This is a genomic window from Mangrovimonas sp. sgz306409 (assembly GCF_059735265.1).
Map to the genome: position 1 here is coordinate 37,991 of NZ_JCAPEU010000009.1, position 25,455 is coordinate 63,445.

Consider the following 25,455-nt stretch of genomic DNA (forward strand, 5'->3'; position numbering starts at 1 on the left):
CTTATTATTAATGATTAGTTAACATTGAAATAATTCATTTTTTTCTTGACTTTTTCAACTAAAAATTTATTTTTGCAGAAAATTCTAAATCTATAAGAAATGTATTGGACCTTAGAACTCGCATCTTATTTAAGTGATGCTCCGTGGCCAGCCACTAAAGACGAATTAATAGATTATGCTATCCGTACAGGAGCGCCATTGGAAGTAGTTGAAAACCTACAGGCCATTGAGGATGAAGGTGATTCGTACGATTCTATTGAGGAGATCTGGTCAGACTATCCAACAGACGAAGATTACCTCTGGAACGAGGACGAATACTAAATAAATCAGAAAGAATAGTTAAAAAGTCTCAACATAGAGACTTTTTTTATACGCTATACTTTAATAAACATTGCACAAACCTTATCTTTGGAAGCCTTTAAACGCTTGCAAAGGCAACAACATATTTAATAACATATACGTTGGCATCCCACCAACGACAAGCTAAACAACACACCATGAGTTTTTTAAATTCAGTATTAAAAGTATTTGTTGGCGACAAATCCAAACAGGATGTCAAAGCAATTACACCCATAGTCAATAAAATAAAGTCCTTTGAAAGCGCCCTAGAACAACTGTCACATGATGAACTTCGTGCCAAGACAGCTGCTTTCAAAGCGCAAATTGCAGAAGCGAGACAGCCATTGAACGATAAAATGGAGGCCCTATTAAAAGAAGCTGAAGCCACTGAAGACATTGACAAAAGAGAAGATATATATGTAGAAATCGACGGTATTAAAGACGAAATCTACAAGGTTACCGAAACCGTTTTAACCGACATCCTTCCTGAAGCCTTCGCTGTAGTTAAGGAAACTGCAAAACGTTTTAAGGACAATACAACCATTTCAGTAACGGCCAACGCTTTCGATCGTGAACTATCAGGTTCCAAAGAATATGTGGTGCTTGAAGACGATAAAGCAGTTTGGGCCAACTCATGGGATGCCGCAGGAAAAGCCATTACTTGGGACATGGTACACTATGATGTACAGCTGATAGGTGGTATCACCATGCACCAAGGAAAAATTGCTGAAATGCAAACAGGGGAAGGGAAAACCTTGGTGGCTACCTTACCGGTATACCTTAACGCCCTTGCAGGGAAAGGGGTGCACTTGGTAACCGTAAACGACTATTTGGCAAAACGTGATAGCGCGTGGATGGCGCCGTTGTTTGAGTTCCACGGAATGAGCGTGGATTGTATCGACTACCACCAACCTAACTCTGCTGCTCGTAAAAAAGCCTACAATGCCGATATTACTTATGGTACCAACAACGAATTTGGTTTTGACTACCTACGTGATAACATGGCCCATTCGCCAGACGATTTGGTACAACGCCCACACCACTACGCTATCGTGGATGAGGTGGACTCGGTATTGATTGACGATGCCCGTACCCCATTGATTATTTCTGGACCAATCCCACAAGGAGACCGTCATGAATTCACAGAATTAAAGCCTAAAGTTGATTCTATCGTTGCTACCCAACGTCAATATTTGACGGGAGTCTTGGCAGAAGCAAAAAAATTGATTACCTCAGGAGATACTAAAGAAGGTGGTTTCCAATTATTGCGCGTATACCGTGGGATGCCAAAGAACAAGGCACTTATTAAGTTTTTGAGTGAAGAAGGAATCAAAATGTTGCTTCAGAAAACCGAAAACTTCTATATGCAGGACAACAACCGCGAAATGCCGAAAATTGATGCGGAGTTGTACTATGTAATTGATGAAAAAAACAATCAGGTAGAACTTACCGATAAAGGAGTAGAATACCTTTCTGGAAATGACGATCCTAATTTCTTCGTCATGCCGGAAATTGGCGTGGAAATTGCCAAAATCGAAGCTCAAAACCTTTCAAAAGAAGATGAAGCTGACGCAAAAGAAGAACTGTTTAGGGATTTTGGTGTAAAATCTGAGCGTATCCATACGCTTAGCCAATTGTTGAAAGCTTACGCTCTATTCGAGAAAGACATTCAATATGTAGTCATGGACAACAAGGTCATGATTGTGGATGAGCAAACGGGACGTATCATGGAAGGGCGTCGTTATAGTGACGGATTGCACCAAGCTATCGAGGCCAAGGAAAATGTAAAAATTGAGGACGCTACCCAAACCTTTGCTACCATTACGCTTCAAAACTACTTCAGAATGTACCGCAAACTTTCGGGAATGACAGGTACAGCAGTAACCGAAGCTGGGGAGTTCTGGGAAATCTACGAATTGGATGTTGTGGAGATTCCAACCAACAGACCAATTGCGCGTGATGACCGTGAAGATTTAGTCTATAAAACTAAGCGTGAAAAATACAATGCTGTTATCGACGAAGTAACCAAACTATCACAAGCAGGACGTCCTGTATTGATTGGTACAACCTCGGTGGAAATCAGTGAACTTTTAGGGAAAATGTTGAGCATTCGCAAGATCCCTCACAATGTATTGAACGCGAAACTTCATAAAAAAGAGGCCGATATTGTTGCTGAAGCAGGACAACCAGGTCAGGTAACCATCGCTACCAACATGGCGGGTCGTGGTACCGACATTAAATTAACCGAAGCCGTGAAAGCTGCAGGCGGTTTGGCCATTATTGGTACCGAGCGTCACGATTCACGTCGTGTAGACCGTCAGTTGCGTGGTCGTTCTGGACGTCAAGGAGATCCGGGTAGTTCACAGTTCTACGTATCGCTTGAAGACAACCTAATGCGTTTGTTCGGTAGTGAGCGTATTGCAAAAATGATGGACCGAATGGGATTGGAAGAAGGAGAAGTAATTCAACACTCCATGATTTCCAAATCTATTGAGCGTGCCCAGAAAAAAGTAGAAGAAAACAACTTTGGAATTCGTAAACGTTTATTGGAATACGATGATGTCATGAACGCCCAAAGGGAAGTCATCTATAAGCGTCGTCACCACGCCCTATTTGGAGAGCGTTTACGTGTGGATTTGGCCAACATGATTTATGATACAGCTGAAACCATTGCTGAATCCAACAAAGGAGCCAACGATTTTAAAAACTTCGAGTTTGAACTGATTCGTTATTTCTCTATGAGCTCTCCCATTACCGAGGCTGAATTCGGAAAACAATCGGTACAGGAAATCGCTGGTAAAGTTTACAAAGCGGCATTTGAACACTATCGTGAAAAAATGAACCGTAACGCAGAATTGGCCTTCCCCGTAATTCAAAATGTATTTGAAAACCAAGGCGATAAATTTAAGCGTATCGTAGTACCTTTCACTGATGGGGTAAAAACACTTCAGGTAGTAACAGACCTTCAAAAGGCTTACGAAACCAATGGTAAGCAACTTATCAATGACTTTGAAAAGAACATTACCTTGGCCATTGTGGACGACTCTTGGAAGACTCACTTACGCAAAATGGACGAGTTGAAACAGTCTGTACAGTTGGCAGTTCACGAACAAAAAGATCCGTTATTGATCTATAAATTCGAAGCCTTTGAATTGTTCAAGCGCATGTTGGATTCAGTGAACAAGGATGTAATTTCGTTCCTTTTCAAAGGGGAATTACCTACAGAAACCCAAAGCACCATTCAAGAAGCTCGTGCCAAACGTGCAGAAAAACTGGAAACGACTAAAGAAGAAATCCCTAATATGGATGAGCGAGCTGCTCAAAGTCGTGCTGCCGGGAATACCCAAAGCCAGCCCGAAGCTGTAGAAACCGTTGTAAGGGACAAACCAAAAATTGGGCGTAACGACAAGGTTACCATCAAAAACGTCATGAGCGGTGAAAACAAAACCATGAAATTCAAACAAGCTGAGCCTTTATTGGCCAAGGGTGATTGGGTAATTATTGAAGAATAACCACAATTACTAACCTATATTCTTAAAGCTCCTGATAAAAAACATCAGGAGCTTTTTTTTTATAGTGTTTACAGGGCTTTCGGACTATAAAAATCGCTTTTTCAATTATTTATATTGATTTTAAATCCGATTTTATTACTTTTATTCTCCATCAAAGAACTTAACCTATGCTATCGGTTTCTAAAGTCAAGACCAAATTTTACTCTTGCGCCCTGTTGACGCTGCTTCTTTCTGCATGGAGCTGTAACATTAAACAGCATAAAAAGCCAACGGATATGGCTCTAAAAACACAAGCCACCCTTGAATATAAAATTAAAGCCCAATTGGGAGAAGGTGCCTTTTGGAACCACGAAACCCAAGAATTATACTGGGTAGATATTGACGGCAAGGCCCTGCACATTTACAACCCAAAATCAAAAGCCGACAAGTCTATTGAAACGCCATCTAAAATAGGTACAGTAGTGCCCGTAGATGCCAATAGAGCTGTGGTAGCCCTTGAGGACGGTATTTATATTTTACAAATAGACACCAAAACTTTCACCCTATTATCGGATGTTGAGGCAAATATCCCAAGCAATCGCTTTAACGATGGAAAATGCGATCCTTCAGGCCGCTTTTGGGTAGGTTCCATGGGCTTGGAACAACGTCCTCATGATGCTAAACTCTATATGATAGACCAAAAAGGGAATGCCCAACTGAAGAAAGACAGCGTAACCATTTCAAATGGTATTGTATGGACTAAAGACAAACACACCATGTACTATATAGACACGCCTACAGCAGAAATCAAGGCTTATGACTACGATGATACAACTGCTGAAATTTCAAACGAACGCGTGGTTGTTAAAGTTCCAGATTCCTTAGGTTTTCCTGACGGAATGACCATTGATGAAGAAGACAAGCTATGGGTTGGAATGTGGAATGGTAATGCCGTGATTCGTTTCGATCCATTAAGTGGCGAGGTGCTTTCTAAAATACAGGTACCTGCTCATAACGTGACCTCTTGCGCTTTTGGAGGTGAGAATTTGGAAACCCTTTTTATCACAACTTCCAGTCAAGACATGACTACAGATGAATACGGTACTTATCCTTTGGCAGGTTCTATCTTTATGGCAGTACCAGGTGTAAAAGGAGTAAAAAGTCCGTTTTTTAAAGCCGAACAAAACATTATAACTGCAGTAGAAAATTAGGATTCGGACAATTGTTTCGATAGAAGTCTACTTCCAATTTATGGCATACCCCAGGATAGTCCCCTACCTTTCCCTGCAAATCCCTAATAATCTGAAAATGCAAATGTGGAGGATAATCGCCATTAACGGCAGCAGTCCCCAATGATGCAAACACTTCTCCTTTTTCTATAGGCTTCCCAACTGATACGGATTTCAAAGACTCCAAACTTAGATGACCGTATAGAGTATAGAAAATTGCCCCTTCAACCTCATGTTCCAAAATAATGGTAGGCCCATAATCTCCAAAATTGGTGTTGTCTTGAAAGCTATGAACACGTCCAGCTAAAGGCGCGCAAACCCCCGTTCCTTCTTCAGCCCAAAAATCCATCCCCAGATGAATGGAACGTTCCAAATCACCATCCATAGGTTTAAAATGTGTGCTCCTCTGGTAAATATTGCGTTCTTCCAAATAGCCTCCAAAAGCCACTTTAGCATTATGAATTTCTAAATGGTAATTGACAAATACTTCCAATTTTGAGCTATTGGAAACATCTACAGATTGAAGTAATGCATTGTCTTTGGAAAGGTCCAATAAGACATAGCTTTCCCTAGAAATATTCGTATCCAAAACCATCAATTTTGAATTGCCTAAACCTATTAGTAACTGGGAAAACTCCTTAGCTGTCATTGTCTCAATGTTTCTTCAAAAATAGCATTCTCTATTAAGTTAATCTCCAAATGACTTCAGATATTATCGCATAGTAACATGACTAAATTTAGCATTGATCACAATACTTTTATTGCTGCTTAACAAATTATTGGAAAAGGAAGTCATATTTTGTGAAGGGTCCTTTTGGGGATGACTAAATCTGGAGCGATTACCATTGTACTGCAGGTTATGTTCTGTTTTGGGCAGATTAATAATAGCATCGCTATTTTCTAGAACGACATTAAGGTTTTGAAAGGAATCGTCAATTTTATCGATGGTCAAGTCGCCAAAACTTCCGTTGATAACCGCATTTCCCTTTAAGGCTTCAATGCTAATATTGGAGGAATTGGAACTAAGCACCAATCTATCGGCCGACTTGATGTGAGCCTCCTCCACATAATTCAATTTGAGTTCTCCCATATCCCAAACATCCACCCAAATTGGCGAATAGGCCACATTGATGGAAGTATGCTTTCCATCAATGTGATTGGCCAATAAAGTTGCATAAGACAATTCGCCTTTAAGGTCTTTTATGGTTGAAGTAAGTTTCAATTCTCCATGTCGCACATTCATTTTCAGCTTGGCATCTTTGGGCATTTTTATCTTAATCACCCTTTTCACCTTGCTTTGTTTGGCTTCCATGGAGCGCTCCAGTTCTTCACGACGTTGTTCATGAAACTGTTGGCGCTCTTCAAAACGTTTCATACGTTCTTCTTCTCTACGTTGTTGGGCCTCGATACGCTGTTCCAACTGTTTTTCCATTTCAGCCTGACGACGTTCCTGTTGTGCTTGACGTCTTTCTAATTCTCTAGTGTGCATTTCTAACTCCTTTTCGTGACGCTTCTCCCATTCACGCATCTTTTCTTCATATGCTTTGCCCCATTCTTCATCAAACTGTTTGCTCCAGTTTTCCATTTTCATTTGGTATTCTTCTCCAAACTGTTTTCCAAAGGCTTCTCCCCAAACTTTCATTTGCTCTTCATAAGCCTTAAAATCTACCTTACTCATTTCCTTGGCCCAAGCTTTCATTTTATCCTTGTAGGCTTTGCCGTATTTTTTTTCATACTCCCTACTCCATTCTTCCAAATATTTCTCTCCCTCCTTTTTATAGGCTTCTGTATCAAAATGTACATTATGGATCCCTTCGGGAAGTTCTGGCAACTCTGGAAGCTCGGGCATTTCTGGCATAGCCATATTCGGAAGTTCAGGCATAGGGGGCATCTCCGGCAATTCTGGAAGCTCTGGAAGTGCTGGCAACTGTGCCAACTCAAACTCTAGATCCCGGATGGCATCGAATTCAAAATTATAGTCGAAATCAAAATCGTCTACATAAACCCCATTCCAACTGGTTCCTGGTTCTTTGGAATGGATTGATATCAAATTTCCAGAACCATCAACAGTCAACTTCCAAGCCTTCATGGCGGCTTCCAATTCTGCAGCGGAGAGTTTATCGCTTTCAACATAAGCTTCGATTTCTACCACATCGCGGTTCCAAGTATCTACTTCAATCTGAACATGACTGGTATTTAAATCGATGGTGACATCATCGGCCACTTTTATGGACTGCGATACTTTATTTAGTTTCTGCTGTGCCGATACGCTGAACGTTACGACGAGCAACAATAGCCCTAACAGGCGTTTATAGGTATGTGTCATTGTTGTTTTCATTTGTTATACATTGTCCTGACCAAACTCGGAATCGTTCAGGTCTCTTAATTGTTCTTTTAAACGGTACAATAGGTTAAGGCGTAATTTCAGATTATCTATCAAGGCGCTTACGGTCAACTCATTTGGACCTGACTGAGTCAATTCCACAGACAGACGCTGGTATTCCTTATTCAATTCCTCAAGGCGTACCACATAGCTATCAAACAGCTCCTTATTATCGTCATTCAACTCCACTTTGGACAGTTCCAAGTTGATGTTGGCCAAATAATAATCTTCCACCTTTTTTAGATCTGGGGAAATATCTCCCAAAGATTTCAGGTTTGAAGCCATCTCTTTTGTTTTATCGGGAGTTACGGTTTCTTTCCCCTCGTAAAAGGTATAAGCTCCAATTGCAAACCCAAGCATAACCACAATACTCGCCGCCATACTAATTATCCTAAACATTGAACGGGAGTGCTTTTGTTGTGGTAGTTCGGCTTCCAATTTCTCCAAAAAACGGGCTTCGTGCCCTTTAGGCATTACTTGATTGGACACCTTGGATTCCTCCTTAAACAGATTTCTAATATCTTGTGCCATTGTTCCTTTGTATTAATAGTTCTTTTAATTTAGTCTTCCCTCTTGAGAGTTGGGTTCTGGAGGCTACTTCGGTAATGTTGAGGATTTCTGAAATCTCCTGATGGTCATAACCTTCCATCAAATACAACATAACCACATATTTATACCTTTCCGGTAATTCTTGAATAGCCGCCTTAACATCCTCCAAGCCAAGGGAATCTTCTACCAACCAATTGTCATCTTCTGGACCATCGACCACCTTGAGGTGCACCTCTTCCAATTGCAACAAATGTTCCTTTTTGGATTTTAAAAGATCGATGCTTTTGTTGATGACAATACGTTTTAACCAAGCTCCAAAAGTAACTTCTCCCTTATATTGGTGCAGTTTGGTAAAGGCTTTGATAAAAGACTCCTGTACGATATCTTCAGCTTCCATGGAGTCCTTCACAAAACGCATGGCCACCACAAACATGCCGTCGCAATATTGCTTGTACAACTGCAATTGTGCCGCACGGTTGTTCTGCTTGCATTTCTCAATAAGGTCAATTTGAAACATTCGCTTCGAAACTTTTTGGTTACTCGGTTAAGTTCAACTTAAAGACGTCTAAAAAAATAAAGTGTGGCAAATTGTGTTATTTTTTTCTTCGACCTAGGTCATTTTTATGTATTTGAAATACAAAGTAGCATTCAAACATTCTCTACAACTTTCTATTTGTTATAAAATTACGGGAATTCCTTTAAATTTGAATTCCATTTGTCATGGCATACTAAAGCCTGTATAATTAACGTTCTGCTGTTTTGAAAGCTTTTCAATATCCTTATATTTACACTTCAAATTAGATGGCGAATGAATAGATTTTTTAAATGGGTATTATGGGTACTGTTGGTGGTTGCCATTGGTCTTTTTTTATACTCTTTTTTTGTTGAAAACATCTTCTCGAAACGTTTAAGTCCGAAGGATACCATAGAGTTTACACTAAACGATCTGGACCTAAAAGTACAGTACAACCGTCCCTACAAAAAAGGAAGGGAAATTTTTGGGGGCTTGGTGCCTTATGACCAAGTATGGCGTACTGGGGCAAACGAAGCCACAACTTTTGAAACCAACAAACCGCTTTACATTCAAGGAATTGCCATTCCTAAAGGTATTTATACGCTTTGGACGATTCCAAGCGATAGTTCATGGAACGTGATTTTGAATACCAAACTTTATCCCTGGGGAGTGGATGAACAAATGAAACCTATGCGCGAGCCACAATACGATATTTTGGAAATAGAAGTTCCAGTAGAATCCTTGAACAATACTGTGGAACAGTTCACCATTGGGTTTGATAATACTACTGGTAATTTAGACTTGACTATGGCTTGGGACCAAACTAAAGTTGCGGTACCTATTTCTGTTAAGAAGGATACTTTACCCTAAGATTTATAGATCTAAATTGAAACTCCATTTCAAGTTTCAACATAAAAAATAAAGGGTACACAATGTGTACCCTTTATTTTTTTCAATATCTGTTAAATCTCTTTATAAAAACGTTTCCCTATACCATGCCACTTGGGCTTTTACCGCTTCCAACAAGGTGGTTTGTGGATTGTAATCCAATAAACGGCGTGCCTTATCAATATTGGCCTTAGTACGCAATTGATCGCCAGGACGCTTAGGAATCACATTAATGGCTATAGGTTTACCCAATACTTCTGCAACGGCATCAATACCATCCTGCGTGGTATGTTCTACTTCTGTACCTAAATTAATAACCTCTCCATTCACCTTGTCTTCCTTTCCAACAACACTTGCAATCCCGTCAACAATATCACCTACATAGGTAAAACTCCTTAAGTGTGTATCGCTGCCTTCATACAAAGGAAATGCTTCTCCCTTAATTCCCAATTCAATTAATTTGGTGTACATTTTTTCAGGACGTTCCCTTGGCCCTATCACCGAATATAAACGCAACGAACACGCCTTAAACAATTGTTCTCTACTTTTTTGAAGCACCATTTGTTCAGCCGCCAACTTAGTCACCCCATAATGTGAAGCTGGTTTTGGGGCGACATCTTCTGTAAAAGTAGCCTCCAATCCATAAATGGAGGACGTAGCAATATTTACAAATAATTTAAGGTTGGGACATTCCAAAGCATAATCCACAAGTTGCTTTGTAGCCAAAATATTGTTGCTTAAATAATCTTCAAAGGTGGACGTGGTAGAAATACCTGGCTGTGCTGCAAAATGAAAAATATAGTCTACATCTGTAGGCAACACCTCTGAAAGTGCCTCATCCCTAAGGTCCTTCTTGATAATTGAGATCCCCTTTTTAGCAAGTGCTTCGGCATTTATTTCCTTGGAAGCTACACTATAATAAGGACAAAAATTATCCACTCCAATCACTTCATGTCCCAAGGACTGCAAACGTTCTGCTGTGTGGGACCCTATAAATCCGGCGGCTCCCGTAACAAGTATTTTCATTTGTGACACTATTTTAGACAAAGTAACGACTATTATATCAATAAGAATAATTTCGATTTACTTAAAAAAGAATATTTTTGTACCACCTAATACATTTTAGATGCATTACAAATTTACCATAATTGTTCCTGTTTACAATGAAGAAGATAATTTAGAACGCGTGGAACAGGAATTATTGGCCTATACCAAAATTGCAAGAGTCCCAAGCTCCGTGTTATTTGTAAACGATGGCTCCAAAGACAATAGCCAGCAACTTATTGAAACCATTTGCAATAGAAACGACGCTTTTAATTACATTCTCTTTAAGGAAAATAGAGGTTTAAGCGCAGCCATTAAAGCTGGTTTTGACTATGCCGATACAGAACTGGTAGGCTATATCGATTCTGATTTACAAACCGATCCTCAGGATTTCAACCTACTCTTGGAACACATTGGCGAATACGATCTTGTTACCGGCGTAAGGGCAGACAGAAAAGATTCTTTTGTAAAAAATATGTCTTCCAAAATTGCCAATGGCATAAGAAGAGCTTTTACCCACGATGGGATGGACGATACAGGTTGCCCTTTAAAAGTCATTAAAACTGACTATGCCAAAAGAATCCCAATGTTTAAAGGCCTTCACCGCTTTTTACCTGCAATGATCTTATTGCAAAACGGAAAGATATTGCAAGTCCCTGTGAAGCATTTCCCTAGAATTGCCGGAACCGCAAAATTTGGACTTTGGAATAGACTTATTGGTCCTTTAATGGACTGCTTCGCCTATTTGTGGATGAAGAAAAAATACATCAACTATACGGTTTCCAAATCAAGTAAATGAGCGATTGGCTAATATATAGTATTGGGTTTATCGCCCAAACCTTGTTTTCCTCCAGGTTAATCATTCAATGGGTCACCTCGGAAAAACAACAAAAAGTCATCACTCCTACCCTGTTTTGGTCACTTAGCTTGATCGCTTCCTTTTTATTGTTTGTGTATGGATATTTGCGTAATGATTTTGCCATCATGCTTGGGCAAGGGCTTACCTATTACATTTACATCCGCAACCTTCAACTACAAGGAGAATGGCAAAAACTATTCAAACCCCTGCAATATTTTTTATTGGGGTTTCCTGTGCTTATTGTAGTTTATTATTACAATAACAATATTATTGATAGGGAACTGCTGTTTAAAAACGAAGCCATTCCATTTTGGCTCTTGCTTTTGGGAATTGTATCCCAAGTAATTTTCACCCTTCGGTTTGTGTACCAATGGATTTATTCCGAACGAAGAAAACAATCGGAATTGCCTTTTGGATTTTGGCTTTTGAGCCTTATAGGTTCCTTGCTCATTTTAACCTATTCCATTATAAGAAAAGACCCTGTTCTTTTTACCGGCCATAGTTTGGGATCGCTTATCTATGCCCGAAATTTACTTTTAATAAGAAAATCAAATGCTCAAAAAACTTCAGCATAACCCTATCATTGCACTACTTTTATTTGTAGTGTTGATGTTAGGATTTACGATTCACTACCTTCCAGTTAGCATTATGGAAGCCCGTAATTTTATTACAGCCCGAGAAATGTTAACCGACGGTAATTGGCTTTTGACCACCATGAATGGAGAAGCGCGTTACGAAAAACCACCATTACCTACTTGGTTTACGGCTATTTTCGCTCAAATATTTGGAATTACAAAATTGACAGCCCTCAGGTTTCCTGCCATTATTTTTATTGCCCTTACAGGAATTTTCACCTACCTCCTTTCAAAACAGCTTACGGAAAACACCAAACATAGCTTTATAAATGCCTTGATTGTAGTAACGTCTTTCTATGTCATCGGCATTACTATGGAAGCGCCCTGGGATATCTTCACCCATGGTTTTATGCTTATGGGGATTTATTTTCTGTTTCAGTTTTTTCAAACTCCGAACACCAACTACAAATATGCCATCATTGCAGGGGTTATGTTGGGAGGCTCCATTCTGTGCAAAGGTCCCGTTTCCTTTTATGCACTATTGCTTCCGTTTCTTATAGCTTACGGTATTGTTTACAAATACAAAGCCATTACCAAAAAAATTCCAGCACTTTTGTTGTTCCTTGCTACGGGACTCTTGATTGGGGGATGGTGGTATCTGTATGTTAGACTAAACGATCCTGGTACGTTTGCCAAAATTGCAGAAAAAGAAACGGGCAACTGGGGAAGCTACAACGTAAGACCGTTTTACTACTATTGGAGCTTTTTCACCCAAAGCGGCATTTGGACCATTCCTGCTTTTATAGGTCTCCTATATCCTTATCTGAAATCGCGAGTATCCAATCTAAAAGCCTACCGTTTTAGTTTTTATTGGACGATTTTGGCCGTGGTTCTGTTGTCTATTGTACCAGAAAAAAAGTCAAGATACTTAATGCCTGTGCTTATTCCATTGGCAATTAACACTGGATTTTATATTGAATATCTGTTTAGAAGCTTTAAGGATCTAAAAGATAAAAGAGAAACCATTCCTGTGTATTTCAATTTTGGATTGATTGCCCTCATTGGAGTGGTATTTCCTATTGCGGCTTACTTCTTTTTAGGTTCCAACATTTCCAACTATTGGTTTGTGTATATACTCACTTCTCTTACTGTATTGGGGCTAGGTATTGGAATTATTATACAATTGAAAAAGAAGGATTTCCCTAAAGTATTTTATTTTACAGTACTGTTTTTCGCTTCTTTGTTCCTAACAGGGTCGCCTTTGGCCAATGCCTTAAAAGGCTCCAATTACAACCCAGTTTCAAGTTTAAAAGCCGAAGCAGATGAAGAGCAACTTCAAGTTTATGGATTGGGCTACGTTTCTCCTGAAGTGATATGGCAATTTGGAGACAAAATTCCTTCATTAAAAACTGAAGAAGGTACATTTCAGCTTCCAGAAACAGTTGCATTCGGACTCCTAACCCAAAAATTATCCGAGGAAGATAAAGTCTTCTTATCCAATCAATACGAGATGGAGTTTCAAACCACTTTCGATTTGAACTTAGCAGAAAAAGACTCCAAAAAACATAATGGTAGGTTGGTAAACGAGTATTATATTCTTAGGAAGAAATAAATCGGGAATCGGCCTTTTGTTTGAGTTTGTAAAACAAAAAACCAGACAATGCACCAAAGGTCATTCCGCAGATAATATCCAAAGGATAATGCACGCCCACATAAATCCTGCTATAAGCCACAAAAGCACTCCAAAACAATAGTGCAAAAATCAAGGATTTATAATAGGGCCTCAATAACAAACCTGTAAAAACCGCTATCGCCATAGAATTGGCGGCATGTGCGGAGAAGAAACCGTAGCGCCCACAACGTTCTGCAATATATCGCATTTGCTCCATTAAGTCAGCTTCTTTACAAGGTCTGGGGCGTTGTATACCATGTTTGAACAAACTACTAATCTGGTCTGTAAAAGCAATCATAAAAGCAATCACGACTACAGAAATTAGCAATGACTTGGCCCCCATTTTTCTGTAAAGCAAATACAGTAATACCGCATACAAAGGTATAAAGGTAAATTTATTGGTGACCGCCAACCAAAAGCCATCCCATGTAGGATTGCCCAAATTATTTAACCATAAAAATAAGTCGGTGTCATACTGAATGAGTTGCTCCATGCCTACTCTTCGTAACGTGCCACCTCACGGTCATAAAAGTCGGTAGCTGCATTAATCAAATTTTCAATTTCAGCCTCCACTTCCTTTTGATCGTGTTCGTCGAACTCTTCCAACCATTCAATATCATCGTTTTCCAAATTGATGATGAACCTAGGAAAATCGGTATGAACAATATAAATGGCTTCAGGGAAATCGGTGTTGTCTCCCAATAAAAATTTTGGTAATTCCATGGTGTATTATGAATCTAATTTGTTTGTTTCTATTAATTTATTGGTCAAATAATTGAACCTGATGTACAATAAAATGGCCGCTGCGGTCAAACCAGCCAAAAGGCCTATCCAAATCCCAAAACTGCCATAGGCTTCTTCCTTCCCCAAAAACACACAAACAGGAAACCCTATGACCCAATAAGATATAAAAGTAATGATTGTTGGTATTTTTACATCCTGTAAACCTCTTAAGGCACCCAACATCACCACTTGGATACTATCGCTAATCTGAAAAAATCCCGCAACAATTAGCAAAGTCGAAGCTATGCCAACCACTTCGGCATTATCCATGGCATTTTTAGCATCATTAAAGTCGACATATAGTTTCGGTAAACTTCCGTGGAAGACGTAAAAAAACAGTCCAAAAATCACCGCAAAGATAAAACCCATTAAAAAGATGGAGAAGGCAATTCGTCTTAATTCGGTATAATTTTGAAGTCCTTTTTGGTTTCCTACTCTAATCATAGCAGCCACGCTCAAACCTGTGGCAACCATAAACGTCATTGAAGATAGGTTTAATGCAATTTGATTGGCCGCTTGGGGGTTTTTACCCAACAACCCACTTAACCAAATAGCACCAGTAAAAATGGCTACTTCAAAAAACATTTGCATGGCACTGGGGGTTCCCAGTTTTAAAAGCTGGCGCAGCATCAATCTATCGAGTACAAATATTTTTATATGGGTTACAAAGGCCTTGGATTTTTCCTTTTTCATTAGCAACATCCATAAAAAGGCCACCATTATAAATCTGGATGCCAAGGTTCCGTAAGCAGCACCAACAATTCCCAGTTCTGGAAATCCAAATTTTCCAAAAATGAAAATATAATTCAATACTACATTTACTATGTTGCCCAATAAGGTAGCGTACATTGGGTATTTGGTCATGGACAAACCATCACTGAATTGCTTAAAAGCCTGAAACACGATTAAGGGAATCAAGGAAAATGCCACCAAATCCAAATAAGGCATGGCATATTCCACAACCTCTGTAGGTTGCTTCATCAAATACATTAAAGGCTTAGAAAAATAAACCACCAAGAACAACAAAATACCCAAGAGCGTACACAAAAACAAGCCGTGTTTAAAAGCTGATTTTCCTTGTTGAAAATCCTCGGCACCATCGGCTTCTGCAACCAAAGGCGTAATGGACGTAGAGAAACCTATTCCTAAGGACATGGCGATGAACATAAAACTGTTCCCCAAGGACACTGCCGCCAATTCGGCGGTCCCCAACTGCCCCACCATAACGTTGTCTACAAAGCTCACAAAAGTATGGCCCAACATCCCTAACATCACGGGGGCTGCCAACTTCCAATTGTATTTAAACTCTTTGGTGTAAAGGGAAAGATTCACGTTATTCTTTTTAATGCGACAAAGATATGCTTTTATAACGTATAGTAAAGAAGAAGCTGAAACACTGTATTTAATTACAAATCAATTAATTACATTTAAAATTGTTAATAACTCCTTTAGGAATTCCTTTTAACAAGAGCATTTAATTCCTAAATTTAAGTAATTATTTGAGTTAGTTCTAGTTGAAACTTTTTACGCCATAATTTTTGAGGGATTTTTAAAGATTAAGTCGTGAATGGTTTCAAACAAAAAGGAGACAAGATCTCCTTTTTGTTATTTTATGGCTTACCGTTTTAGTCGGCATTTGGCAAACTGCCTTCCTTTCTCTGATAAAAATCCCTAAATTTTTAATCCCATTAGTTGAGTATGCGCTTCTCTAAATTCCTGTACCATCTCACTTACAATATCTTGAACGGGCTTGATATCGTGGATCAGACCTGCAATCTGGCCAATTTCCAATTCTCCTTCTTCCAAATCCCCTTCAAACATGCCCTTTTTAGCTCTAGCTCTTCCCAAAAGTGCTTTCAAATCCTCCACCGAAGGACTTTTGGCATATAGCTCCTGGATATCATTAAAGAACTTATTTTTCACCAAACGCACTGGCGCCAGTTCCTTTAAAGTTAATTGCGTATCCCCTTCCTTGGCATTTACCACCACTTCCTTAAAGGCTTGATGTGCCGAAGATTCTTCACTTGCCACAAAGCGGCTTCCTACTTGAACACCATCTGCCCCCAAAACCATGGCTGCCAACATCCCTCTTCCTGTAGCAATTCCCCCTGCAGCAATCAATGGAATTTGTAACTGCTCCTTCACCATAGGAATCAAAGTCAACGTAGTTGTTTCATCACGACCATTATGTCCTCCTGCCTCAAACCCTTCAGCAACAATAGCATCCACTCCTGCCTCTTGGGCTTTCAACGCAAATTTCACACTACTTACTACATGCACAACTGTTATGCCTCGCTCTTGTAGCCAAGACGTCCAAGTTTTAGGGTTTCCCGCCGAAGTAAAAACAATCTTTACACCTTCCTCCACAATGATATCCATAATTTCATCAATGTTCGGGTACAGCATTGGAACGTTCACCCCAAAAGGTTTTGTTGTTGCCTTTTTACATTTTTGAATGTGTTCACGCAATACTTCTGGGTACATAGAGCCTGCACCAATCAATCCCAATATACCAGCATTGCTGGCTGCAGACGCCAGTCTCCAGCCACTGTTCCAAATCATTCCTGCTTGAACTATGGGGTATTCTATATCGAAAAGTGTTGTAATTCTATTTGTCATTTATAGTTTGATAAGTTTTACCGATTTGATTTGTGTTTTCGTTTTCAAAGAAAGTACATACATGCCTTGAGCCAAGCCAGAAACACTAATATCTTCCACCTGTTGTGTCAGTGTACCTGATTGTAATTCCTTCCCTTGGAGATTATACAAGGAATATGTTGTTTCCTCATAAAGCGTTCCCATTTGAATGGTCAATTCTTCTCTAATAGGATTGGGATACAATTGAATTGCATCTAAACTCATCTCATGCAAGGACAAGAGCATATCATAGGCCAATCCAAAATCTGGAATGCCAAAGCCTAACAAATTGTCAGGCGAATCATATTGAGAGGAAGATGATTGGATCCGCTGCTTAATTTCTGCATTCGTTTCCAATGGGAAAGCCTGCCACAAAGAAGCCGCGGCACCAGCAATAATTGGACCACTAAAAGAAGTCCCGCTATTGGATACCAAAGCATCACTCGGACTAATAATGGACGCTCCTGCTCCTTGAGCCACCACATCTGGTTTTTGGGTAGGCTGCGTTTCATTTCCTTGAGAACTAAATGCCGCATAATTTCCTTCCGAATCCACAGCACCTACAGAAAGTACATTGGCAGCATCAGCCGGTGCTCCAACAATTTGCCATGTGGTTGCCCCAGAATTTCCTGCGGAAGACACTACTAAAATCCCTTTTTCAAAAGCAATATTGGCTCCTTTTGAAATAAAAGCCGTGTTTCCATTCATATCCGCTGTAGTGTAACTATAATTAGGATTGTCATATTCGTTATAGCCCAAAGATGAGTTGATAATGTGTACCCCCAAACTATCGGCACGCTCGGCAGCTTCCACCCAATAACTTTCCTCTACAGGATTTTCACTTCCCGCATCTTCAGTTCTAAAAAGATAATAGGAGGCATCTGGCGCGGTTCCTACAAATTGATCTTCCACGTAGCCTGCCATGGTGCTCAATACCCGTGTACCATGATCATTATCTGCATAGGCATAGACATCTTCGGTTCTATTCACAAAATCATAGCCATCCAATAAATCATCATTGTCTCGTAATCTTTGGAATCCAGCCATGGTATTGACATTTGGAAATCCCGCATCCAATACCGCCACTACAATACCTTCTCCCGTAAAATCGAGTTGATGTAAGGTTTCCAAATTGAGCATTTCCACTTGGTTTTGGGCATTTCCATAAACAAAATCAGCTGTGGTTTCTTCTAAACTGAATTTATTTTGAAGGGCTGCCATTTTTCCTAAAGAAAGGTCCAAGCTATTATCTGCAAAGTCTATACTGTCTACAAAAGGCAAGTCCAATAATGCAGAAATATCTGTTTGGGTTCCCCTAACATGCACCGCATTGAACCATTTCGATTTTGCTAAAACAGTAATGCCTGTTTGAGTTTTAAGCGTTGAAATATAAGCTTCGTTAACAGGAACATCGCGATTGTCGATAGGAATGCCATGCGCATTTTTACGGTCGATGGCTGCCTGTGATAAAATGGAAATGGGATTGTTGATGGATGTCTCAACATCCAATTTATCGGTAAGATATACCCATGCATCTTCTTGGGCATGGCCCAAATAACTTATGGCAAGTATGCCAAACAGCAATATTTTTTTTAACATCTAGTTGTATTTGGGAATCGGTTGGTGCAATTTAAGAAATTACTCCCGATCCTACCAATTCCTCACCTAGATACCAAGCTACAAATTGCCCTTCGGTAATAGCCGATTGTAAATTTTGAAATTCCACGTAAAGTCCATTGTCAACTTTGTACAAAGTTGCTGGTTCCAACGGCTGTCTATACCTTATACGCGCCATCACTTCCATAGTTTCCCCTTGGTGGAGTTCCAAATCTTCACGAATCCAATGCACTTCATCATTAGCCACAAAAAGGGCTCGTTTTAACAAGCCAGGATGGTCTTTCCCCTGCCCTGTATAAATGACATTGTCTTCCACATCCGTATCGATAACGAACAATGGCTCCACAGTCCCCCCAACACCAAGACCTTTACGCTGGCCTTTTGTGAAATAGTGAGCACCTTGATGCTTTCCAACCACCTTTCCGTCAGTGATATGATAGTCTACCTTTTTTGTTAAATATTGAAGTTCTTCCTCTTTGGAATCAAAACTAGAAGCCCCATTTAAGTACACGTCCCTATCAGAAGGGATCTCTACAATCACGCCTTCCTTTGGCATCAATTTTTGTTGCAAAAATTCAGGAAGTCTCACTTTACCAATAAAACACAGTCCTTGGGAATCCTTTTTATCAGCGGTAACCAAATTTAATTTTGTGGCAATTTCCCTAACTTCTGGCTTTGTCAATTCTCCAATTGGGAAAAGTGCTTTCGACAACTGCTCTTGAGACAATTGACACAAGAAATAGGACTGGTCTTTATTGCCATCTATACCTGCCAATAACTGATAAGTTTCTTCTCCGTCTTTTTGAATCGTTCCTTTTCTACAATAATGTCCTGTTGCCACATAATCGGCTCCTAAATCCAAGGCAATTTTCATGAAGACGTCAAACTTGATTTCACGATTACAAAGCACGTCCGGATTAGGAGTTCGGCCGCGTTGGTATTCATCAAACATATAATCCACAATACGTTCTTTGTATTGCTCACTCAAATCTACCGTCTGGAAAGGAATTCCCAATTTATCGGCAACCAACATGGCATCATTGCTATCGTCCAACCATGGACATTCATCGGAAATCGTCACCGAATCGTCATGCCAATTTTTCATAAAAAGCCCAATGACCTCATAGCCTTGTTCCTTTAACAAATAGGCTGCCACACTGGAATCTACACCTCCTGAAAGGCCTACGATAACTCGTTTCATTTATGTAAGCGATTGAATTTGATTATACGTTGCAAAATTACAAAATAAAAAATGGTAACCTCTTAAAGTTACCATTATAAAACATTATAGCCTTGATAGCTTTAACCTATTGTTTGTAAGGGTTTTTGCTCTTTTTGGTAAAGTCCTTTTCTTCTTCAAGCTTGCCGCCTTTATAGTATTTCCAAATACCATCCTTACTGTCGTGCTTGTAGCTTCCTTCGGCCAATAATTGCCCTTCGTCATTGTAATATTTGGCTTCTCCGTGAAGTTCATCATTTACATAATGAAACTCCTTCAATACTACTCCTGTTTCCGAATACCATCTGGACACACCTTGTATTTTTCCATTCACATAGTTCACTCTTTCTGCAATCTGTCCATTGTCATAATACACCAGTTTTTCTCCTTCCAAATTTCCTTGGTCATTATAGGTTTCGGTAGACATGATGGCATTGGTTTTGTTGTGATAATACACCCATTTGCCCATATACAGTTTCCCATTCATCTTTCCTTCGCTGATAAGTTTTCCTGTAGATGAAAAGAACTTCACCTCGGCAATATCATTATTAGGATTGAAGGTTTTTGTGGCGCTCAACACACTCTTTTTATTATTTAAAGTATAATATTTAAACACACCAATTTCCTTACCATGATTGAACTCGCCTTCATAACGCAATTCTTTGGTTTCATGAAAATTTTTGCGCCAAATGCCGTGTCGCAATCCTTTGCTGTCAAATTGGTTGATCTGTTGGGCTAGAACCACAGAAGTTACCAAAAAACATAGGACCATTTGAATGTACTTCAATTTCATAGAGAAAAAAATTTGAGCTTCAAGTTAAAGAGATTATTGCTTTTGCAATATTAAACGAAAATATAATACAAATGTTATAGAAGAAAAAAGCTGCCTTAAAATAGGCAGCTTTTGGTTTTATTTTCTACGCTGTTGCGCATTTTTTTGCTGTTCAGCCTGCTCCATCATTTCCTTCATTTTCTTTTGGAAACGACTTTCTTTTTTAGGCTGTTTCTTTTTATGCTGAATTTTAGCCAACACCTTGTCTTCATCAATGATAAAGTTTTTGATTACCAACATAATTCCAATACTAATCAAATTGGAAATAAAGTAATACAAACTCAATCCTGATGCGTACTGGTTAAAGAATACCAACATCATTAGAGGTGAAATATACAACATCACCTTCATCATTTTCTGCATGTCTGGCATCCCTTCTTCCACTGGCTGAGCTGTCATTTGCTGTCCCGTGGTCATTCTCATATAGAAGAAAATGGCAATAGCAGCAAGAATTGGGAACAAACTCACATGGTCTCCATAGAATGGAATCTTGAACGGTAATTCTGCAATAACGTCATAAGATGACAAGTCATCTACCCAAAGGAATTTCTTTTGACGTAAATCGAAAGCCGATGGGAAGAACATGAACAAGGCATAGAACACAGGAATCTGCATCAAACCAGGCAAACATCCACTCAATGGACTTGCGCCTGCACGGCTTTGCAAGCTCATGGTTTCCTGTTGGATTTTCATTTTGTTGTCTTTGTACTTCTCTCTAATAGCGTCCATTTCTGGCTTTAGGATTTTCATCTTCGCCTGAGACAAGAACTGCTTGTACTGTACAAATGACAATAAAATCTTTACCAAAATAGTCATGACGATAATGGCAATACCATATGGCAAGAAAGAACTCAAGAATCCAAATAATGGAATGAATACCGATTTGTTGATCCATCCAAAAATTCCCCATCCTAATGGAATACTCTTCTCTAAACCTCTATCGTATTTCTTTAATACTTTGCTATCTGTAGGTCCAAAGTACAAGTTCATATTTTCGGTCAACTCGCCTCCTTTAAATTCCAAAGGCAATTTGGCCAAGTATTTTTTGGTGTAAAGTGTATCTACATCATCATTTTCCACCAAATCTTGAGACTCTAACTTAACCGTTTTAAATGGCACATCTCCAACCAAAATAGAACTAAAGAAGTGTTGACGGAACGAGATCCACTCTACATTTTCTTCGGTTTCGTCGTCTTCACCTGTTTGTGCCAATTTATCGATTTTATCTCCATCAAACTTATAGGTTAAACGGGTATAGCGGTTTTCATATTGAATACTCTTGTCGTGACGCATTCCCTTCAATCCCCAAGTCAAATCTATTGGTTGGGAACTGTTGAACACATCTCCCAAACCTTGAGACTTCACAGAGAAACCAACCATATAATCGTTTGGTTTCAACTCATATCTGTATTCCAAATATTTGGATTCAGATACTTTCAATCTCATGGAAACTACCGTATTTTCTCCATTTTTGGAAATTGTTGGTTGAAAATAAAGATCTTGTGTGTTAAGGATTCTATTGTCTGAAGTTCCAAAATTGATATTGAATTGCGTATTGCCATCCTTCACCATATAAATTGGCACCGAATCGTAATCTACAAACTGCGTTAACTTAACTTCAGAAAGATATCCTCCTTTATTGCTGAATTTTAAAGCTAATACCCCGTTCTCAACCAAGGTAAACTCATCCTTTGCTGAAGGTAAAGACGACGCATATGCAAATGCCCCTAACTTAACTTTTAATTGCTGAAGGGCTACAGAATCTAAAGCCCCAGTATTTGAAAAATCTTCGGCGGAAGTTACAAAGGCATCTTCCTTTACCTTTGCTTTTTGTTCTGCCTCAACTTGTTCTTGCTTTGCTTTTTCTTGTTCAGCAACCTCTTCTGGAGAAGGCTGGTTTGTCCAAAGCATGTACAATAAGATTCCAAAAATAAGCACAAAGCCTATTATGGAATTCACGTCAATTTTCTTTTCTTCCATGTATGATATCTAAATGTCCTATTGGTTGGATAATTACATTATTAACTTTTACAAGCTACACAAAACGTTGTCCACTTTTTAGTTTTGTGACACACTGGCACCTTTTTTATTTGTTTTGAAGCTCAAGGCAGCCTTAACAAAGGCCACAAATAATGGGTGTGGATTGGCCACTGTACTCTTGTATTCTGGGTGGTATTGTACGCCCACAAACCAATTGTTCTCTGGAATTTCAACAATTTCTACCAACCCTGTATCTGGGTTAAATCCAGTAGCTTTCATACCGGCGTCCTCGATTTGTGATTTGAAATCGTTGTTAAACTCGTAACGGTGTCTGTGACGTTCCTTGATTTGGCTGGAGCCATATACCTCTTTGGCAATACTTCCTTCCATCAATTCACAATCCCAAGCTCCCAAACGCATGGTTCCTCCTTTATCGGTAATTGTTTTTTGCGATTCCATAAGGTCAATTACAGGATGAGGCGTTGCTGGGTCCATTTCGGTAGAATTGGCATTTTCCAATCCTAAAACGTTTCTGGAATATTCAATAACGGCCATTTGCATTCCTAAACAGATTCCCAAAAACGGAATGTTGTTTTCACGTACATATCTTACGGCTTCAATCTTTCCTTCAATACCGCGCTCTCCAAAACCAGGCGCTACCAGTACCCCATCTAAATGTGCCAATTGTTTCGCAGCACTTTCAGGAGTCAAATATTCAGAGTGGATAGATTCTACCCTTACTTTCACTTCATTTTCAGCACCTGCATGAATGAAGGCTTCCAAAATAGATTTATAGGAATCCTGTAATTCTACATATTTTCCAATCAATCCAATGGTCACTTCTTCCTTTGGATTTTTATGACGGTTCAAGAATTGATTCCAACGCTCTAAGTTTGGCGTATCACTTTGCAATCCTAATTTTTTCAAGACTACTTTATCCAAACCCTGCTCCAACATTAAGTTTGGAACATCGTAAATGGTAGACGCATCAATAGATTGAATCACCGCCTCTTCTCTTACGTTGCAGAACAATGCCAATTTTCTTCTTAAATCTTCTGGTAATTCGTGCTCGGTACGACATACCAAGATATCGGCCTGTACCCCACTTTCCATCAACGTTTTTACACTGTGCTGGGTTGGTTTTGTTTTCAACTCCCCTGCTGCCGATAAATATGGCACCAAGGTAAGGTGAATCACGATTCCGTTTTGTTCACCCAAATCCCAACGCAATTGACGCACGGCTTCCACATAAGGTAAAGACTCAATATCCCCTACTGTTCCACCTATTTCAGTGATTACAATATCATAATCTCCCGAGTTTCCTAAAATCTGGATTCGGTGTTTAATTTCGTCTGTGATATGAGGAATTACCTGTACGGTTTTCCCAAGAAATTCACCACGACGCTCCTTTTGGATCACGCTTTGGTAAATTCTACCTGTAGTTACGTTGTTGGACTGGCTTGTAGGTACATTCAAAAAACGCTCATAATGTCCTAAATCCAAATCGGTTTCAGCTCCATCATCAGTCACATAGCACTCTCCATGCTCATATGGGTTCAAGGTACCAGGATCCACGTTAATATAGGGATCTAATTTTTGAATAGTTGTTCTGTAACCTTGTGCCTGAAGCAATTTGGCTAGTGATGCCGCAATAATTCCTTTTCCTAGTGAAGATGTAACCCCTCCGGTTACAAAGATGTATTTTGTATCAGTTGTCATGTTGCGCTTTTAAACGCAGGCAAATTTACAAAATTTAAATAGTTATGGCACATAGTTTTTCAGTTATTTGGGACGCTTTTAGCAAATTGGCATTTGCTTTACACAATGGTTTTCATTTAAACAGAGTCCTGCTTGATATTTTAAAAAAAATACCCGAAATTAGTTAATCTCCATTAGGATTTATCATTGTATTGCCAAGCATTGGCTTTTTTAAAACTCACACTGTATGAGATTTATAGATTATTACAAGATACTTGGTGTCGACAAAAACGCTTCAGAGAGCGACATCAAAAAAGCCTACCGTAAACTGGCTCGGAAATACCATCCGGATCTTAACCCCAACGACAAGGAAGCCGAAAAGAAATTCAAGGAAATCAATGAGGCCAATGAGGTGTTGAGCCATCCAGAAAATCGTAAGAAATACGACAAATACGGAAAAGATTGGCAGCACTCGGAAGCCTTTGAGAAAGCACAGCGCCAACAGCAATCCCAAAGAGGACATTACCAAAGCTCCTCCGGCCGATTCTCAGAGGAAGATTTCTCTGATTTTTTCAGTTCCATGTTTGGCGGCGGCGGAGGTTTTAGAAGTAGTCATGCCCATGGGCAACCAAAATTTAGAGGCCAAGATTATAATGCCGAATTGCAATTGGAACTTGAAGACGTGTACAAAACCCACAAACGCACCTTAACAGTCGACGGAAAAAACATCAGGCTTACCATTCCTGCAGGTGTAAGAAACGGACAGATTATAAAAATAAAAGGTTATGGTGGCGAGGGTATCAATGGCGGCCCAAAAGGCGATCTTCATATCAAGTTTTCCATCAACAACCACAGTAAATTTAAACGAGACCATAACAATCTGTACACCGATTTGGACCTAGACCTATATACAGCAATTTTGGGTGGCGAGGTCATTATTGACACGTTTGATGGCAAACTAAAGCTAAAGGTGAAACCAGAAACCCAAAATGACACGAAAGTGAAATTAAAAGGAAAAGGGTTTCCTGTGTATAAAAAAGAAGGGGAATTTGGCGATCTTTATGTGACCTATCACATTAAAACACCCACCAACCTTTCAGAAAAAGAAAAAGCACTATTTGAAGAATTAGCAAAATTACGATAGCG

At 39.4% G+C, this 25,455-nt stretch carries 22 protein-coding genes; 8 read left to right on the plus strand and 14 right to left on the minus strand.

Annotation, left to right across the window (positions count from 1 at the left end):
* Window positions 1–99: 99 nt before the first annotated feature.
* From AC6I5C_RS14785 to AC6I5C_RS14795, 3 genes are all read left to right on the plus strand, one after another.
* Window positions 100–321: a DUF2795 domain-containing protein gene (locus AC6I5C_RS14785; protein ID WP_010177336.1), complete on the plus strand. Its 222-nt coding sequence runs from the start codon at window positions 100–102 to the stop codon at window positions 319–321.
* Window positions 322–497: 176 nt separating this feature from the next.
* Complete coding sequence (gene secA / locus AC6I5C_RS14790; protein ID WP_497905832.1) at window positions 498–3,851, plus strand: preprotein translocase subunit SecA; 3,354 nt, start codon at window positions 498–500, stop codon at window positions 3,849–3,851.
* 167 nt (window positions 3,852–4,018) lie between these two features.
* On the plus strand, window positions 4,019–5,041 hold the full coding sequence (locus AC6I5C_RS14795; protein ID WP_497905833.1) for an SMP-30/gluconolactonase/LRE family protein: 1,023 nt from the start codon (window positions 4,019–4,021) through the stop codon (window positions 5,039–5,041).
* Here AC6I5C_RS14795 and AC6I5C_RS14800 read toward each other — a convergent pair.
* The 4 genes from AC6I5C_RS14800 to AC6I5C_RS14815 all read right to left on the minus strand — a co-directional run bounded on the left by AC6I5C_RS14800 (window position 5,019) and on the right by AC6I5C_RS14815 (window position 8,508).
* Window positions 5,019–5,708, minus strand: a complete 690-nt coding sequence (locus tag AC6I5C_RS14800) for a peptidoglycan DD-metalloendopeptidase family protein (RefSeq protein ID WP_497905834.1) — start codon at window positions 5,706–5,708, stop codon at window positions 5,019–5,021. The genes AC6I5C_RS14795 and AC6I5C_RS14800 overlap by 23 nt on opposite strands.
* A gap of 63 nt (window positions 5,709–5,771) precedes the next feature.
* Entirely contained in the window at window positions 5,772–7,385 is a 1,614-nt protein-coding gene (locus AC6I5C_RS14805) for a hypothetical protein (RefSeq protein ID WP_497905835.1), read from the minus strand.
* Window positions 7,386–7,400: 15 nt separating this feature from the next.
* Window positions 7,401–7,973 carry a hypothetical protein gene (locus AC6I5C_RS14810; protein WP_497905836.1) on the minus strand — a complete coding sequence of 191 codons (573 nt, stop codon included), beginning with the start codon at window positions 7,971–7,973 and terminating at the stop codon, window positions 7,401–7,403.
* Entirely contained in the window at window positions 7,957–8,508 is a 552-nt protein-coding gene (locus tag AC6I5C_RS14815) for an RNA polymerase sigma factor (protein ID WP_497905837.1), read from the minus strand. Before AC6I5C_RS14815 ends, AC6I5C_RS14810 begins: the two co-directional genes overlap by 17 nt.
* A 291-nt stretch (window positions 8,509–8,799) precedes the next feature.
* On the opposite strand from AC6I5C_RS14815, the gene AC6I5C_RS14820 reads away from it, so the two are divergent.
* Window positions 8,800–9,375 (plus strand): DUF2911 domain-containing protein, encoded by a 576-nt coding sequence (locus AC6I5C_RS14820; RefSeq protein WP_053977477.1) that lies wholly within the window; start codon window positions 8,800–8,802, stop codon window positions 9,373–9,375.
* A gap of 102 nt (window positions 9,376–9,477) precedes the next feature.
* Here the strand turns inward: AC6I5C_RS14820 and AC6I5C_RS14825 are convergent, their stop codons facing one another.
* On the minus strand, window positions 9,478–10,419 hold the full coding sequence (locus tag AC6I5C_RS14825) for an NAD-dependent epimerase/dehydratase family protein (RefSeq protein ID WP_497905838.1): 942 nt from the start codon (window positions 10,417–10,419) through the stop codon (window positions 9,478–9,480).
* Window positions 10,420–10,519: 100 nt separating this feature from the next.
* Here AC6I5C_RS14825 and AC6I5C_RS14830 point away from each other — a divergent pair, with 100 nt between their 5' ends.
* From AC6I5C_RS14830 to AC6I5C_RS14840, 3 genes are read left to right on the plus strand one after another with little or no spacing between them, the layout of a single operon-like run.
* Window positions 10,520–11,236, plus strand: coding sequence for a glycosyltransferase family 2 protein (locus tag AC6I5C_RS14830; RefSeq protein WP_497905839.1), 717 nt, complete (start codon window positions 10,520–10,522; stop codon window positions 11,234–11,236).
* Window positions 11,233–11,871 carry a lipid-A-disaccharide synthase N-terminal domain-containing protein gene (locus AC6I5C_RS14835; RefSeq protein WP_497905840.1) on the plus strand — a complete coding sequence of 213 codons (639 nt, stop codon included), beginning with the start codon at window positions 11,233–11,235 and terminating at the stop codon, window positions 11,869–11,871. Before AC6I5C_RS14830 ends, AC6I5C_RS14835 begins: the two co-directional genes overlap by 4 nt.
* Window positions 11,849–13,483, plus strand: a complete 1,635-nt coding sequence (locus tag AC6I5C_RS14840; RefSeq protein ID WP_497905841.1) for an ArnT family glycosyltransferase — start codon at window positions 11,849–11,851, stop codon at window positions 13,481–13,483. Before AC6I5C_RS14835 ends, AC6I5C_RS14840 begins: the two co-directional genes overlap by 23 nt.
* Here the strand turns inward: AC6I5C_RS14840 and AC6I5C_RS14845 are convergent.
* The 9 genes from AC6I5C_RS14845 to pyrG form a co-directional block, all read right to left on the minus strand.
* Entirely contained in the window at window positions 13,470–14,036 is a 567-nt protein-coding gene (locus AC6I5C_RS14845; protein ID WP_497905842.1) for a phosphatase PAP2 family protein, read from the minus strand. The two genes, AC6I5C_RS14840 and AC6I5C_RS14845, sit on opposite strands and share 14 nt — an antisense overlap.
* Before the next feature lie 2 nt (window positions 14,037–14,038).
* Complete coding sequence (locus AC6I5C_RS14850; RefSeq protein ID WP_076663460.1) at window positions 14,039–14,266, minus strand: DUF8828 family protein; 228 nt, start codon at window positions 14,264–14,266, stop codon at window positions 14,039–14,041.
* A gap of 6 nt (window positions 14,267–14,272) precedes the next feature.
* Complete coding sequence (locus AC6I5C_RS14855) at window positions 14,273–15,658, minus strand: MATE family efflux transporter (protein WP_497905843.1); 1,386 nt, start codon at window positions 15,656–15,658, stop codon at window positions 14,273–14,275.
* A gap of 339 nt (window positions 15,659–15,997) precedes the next feature.
* Window positions 15,998–16,945, minus strand: a complete 948-nt coding sequence (locus tag AC6I5C_RS14860) for an NAD(P)H-dependent flavin oxidoreductase (RefSeq protein WP_497905844.1) — start codon at window positions 16,943–16,945, stop codon at window positions 15,998–16,000.
* Entirely contained in the window at window positions 16,946–18,562 is a 1,617-nt protein-coding gene (locus AC6I5C_RS14865) for a S8 family serine peptidase (protein WP_497905845.1), read from the minus strand. It lies immediately after the preceding gene.
* 31 nt (window positions 18,563–18,593) lie between these two features.
* Entirely contained in the window at window positions 18,594–19,781 is a 1,188-nt protein-coding gene (gene mnmA, locus AC6I5C_RS14870; RefSeq protein ID WP_497905846.1) for a tRNA 2-thiouridine(34) synthase MnmA, read from the minus strand.
* Window positions 19,782–19,887: 106 nt separating this feature from the next.
* A complete protein-coding gene (locus AC6I5C_RS14875; RefSeq protein ID WP_497905847.1) occupies window positions 19,888–20,592 on the minus strand; it encodes a toxin-antitoxin system YwqK family antitoxin in 705 nt (234 codons plus the stop codon).
* A 117-nt stretch (window positions 20,593–20,709) separates the two neighbouring features.
* Window positions 20,710–22,611: a membrane protein insertase YidC gene (yidC, locus tag AC6I5C_RS14880; protein WP_497905848.1), complete on the minus strand. Its 1,902-nt coding sequence runs from the start codon at window positions 22,609–22,611 to the stop codon at window positions 20,710–20,712.
* Between the two features lie 78 nt (window positions 22,612–22,689).
* Complete coding sequence (gene pyrG, locus AC6I5C_RS14885) at window positions 22,690–24,330, minus strand: CTP synthase (RefSeq protein WP_053977465.1); 1,641 nt, start codon at window positions 24,328–24,330, stop codon at window positions 22,690–22,692.
* Between the two features lie 226 nt (window positions 24,331–24,556).
* Here pyrG and AC6I5C_RS14890 point away from each other — a divergent pair, with 226 nt between their 5' ends.
* Window positions 24,557–25,453, plus strand: a complete 897-nt coding sequence (locus AC6I5C_RS14890; protein ID WP_497905849.1) for a DnaJ C-terminal domain-containing protein — start codon at window positions 24,557–24,559, stop codon at window positions 25,451–25,453.
* Window positions 25,454–25,455 lie beyond the last annotated feature (2 nt).

What these genes read in the sequence shown, in the direction of transcription:
- AC6I5C_RS14785 (WP_010177336.1), top strand. Translation starts at nt 100, where the DNA reads ATGTATTGGACCTTAGAACTCGCATCTTATTTAAGTGATGCTCCGTGG.
- secA (WP_497905832.1), top strand. Translation starts at nt 498, where the DNA reads ATGAGTTTTTTAAATTCAGTATTAAAAGTATTTGTTGGCGACAAATCC.
- AC6I5C_RS14795 (WP_497905833.1), top strand. Translation starts at nt 4,019, where the DNA reads ATGCTATCGGTTTCTAAAGTCAAGACCAAATTTTACTCTTGCGCCCTG.
- AC6I5C_RS14800 (WP_497905834.1), bottom strand. Translation starts at nt 5,708, where the DNA reads ATGACAGCTAAGGAGTTTTCCCAGTTACTAATAGGTTTAGGCAATTCA.
- AC6I5C_RS14805 (WP_497905835.1), bottom strand. Translation starts at nt 7,385, where the DNA reads ATGACACATACCTATAAACGCCTGTTAGGGCTATTGTTGCTCGTCGTA.
- AC6I5C_RS14810 (WP_497905836.1), bottom strand. Translation starts at nt 7,973, where the DNA reads ATGGCACAAGATATTAGAAATCTGTTTAAGGAGGAATCCAAGGTGTCC.
- AC6I5C_RS14815 (WP_497905837.1), bottom strand. Translation starts at nt 8,508, where the DNA reads ATGTTTCAAATTGACCTTATTGAGAAATGCAAGCAGAACAACCGTGCG.
- AC6I5C_RS14820 (WP_053977477.1), top strand. Translation starts at nt 8,800, where the DNA reads ATGAATAGATTTTTTAAATGGGTATTATGGGTACTGTTGGTGGTTGCC.
- AC6I5C_RS14825 (WP_497905838.1), bottom strand. Translation starts at nt 10,419, where the DNA reads ATGAAAATACTTGTTACGGGAGCCGCCGGATTTATAGGGTCCCACACA.
- AC6I5C_RS14830 (WP_497905839.1), top strand. Translation starts at nt 10,520, where the DNA reads ATGCATTACAAATTTACCATAATTGTTCCTGTTTACAATGAAGAAGAT.
- AC6I5C_RS14835 (WP_497905840.1), top strand. Translation starts at nt 11,233, where the DNA reads ATGAGCGATTGGCTAATATATAGTATTGGGTTTATCGCCCAAACCTTG.
- AC6I5C_RS14840 (WP_497905841.1), top strand. Translation starts at nt 11,849, where the DNA reads ATGCTCAAAAAACTTCAGCATAACCCTATCATTGCACTACTTTTATTT.
- AC6I5C_RS14845 (WP_497905842.1), bottom strand. Translation starts at nt 14,036, where the DNA reads ATGGAGCAACTCATTCAGTATGACACCGACTTATTTTTATGGTTAAAT.
- AC6I5C_RS14850 (WP_076663460.1), bottom strand. Translation starts at nt 14,266, where the DNA reads ATGGAATTACCAAAATTTTTATTGGGAGACAACACCGATTTCCCTGAA.
- AC6I5C_RS14860 (WP_497905844.1), bottom strand. Translation starts at nt 16,945, where the DNA reads ATGACAAATAGAATTACAACACTTTTCGATATAGAATACCCCATAGTT.
- AC6I5C_RS14865 (WP_497905845.1), bottom strand. Translation starts at nt 18,562, where the DNA reads ATGTTAAAAAAAATATTGCTGTTTGGCATACTTGCCATAAGTTATTTG.
- mnmA (WP_497905846.1), bottom strand. Translation starts at nt 19,781, where the DNA reads ATGAAACGAGTTATCGTAGGCCTTTCAGGAGGTGTAGATTCCAGTGTG.
- AC6I5C_RS14875 (WP_497905847.1), bottom strand. Translation starts at nt 20,592, where the DNA reads ATGAAATTGAAGTACATTCAAATGGTCCTATGTTTTTTGGTAACTTCT.
- yidC (WP_497905848.1), bottom strand. Translation starts at nt 22,611, where the DNA reads ATGGAAGAAAAGAAAATTGACGTGAATTCCATAATAGGCTTTGTGCTT.
- pyrG (WP_053977465.1), bottom strand. Translation starts at nt 24,330, where the DNA reads ATGACAACTGATACAAAATACATCTTTGTAACCGGAGGGGTTACATCT.
- AC6I5C_RS14890 (WP_497905849.1), top strand. Translation starts at nt 24,557, where the DNA reads ATGAGATTTATAGATTATTACAAGATACTTGGTGTCGACAAAAACGCT.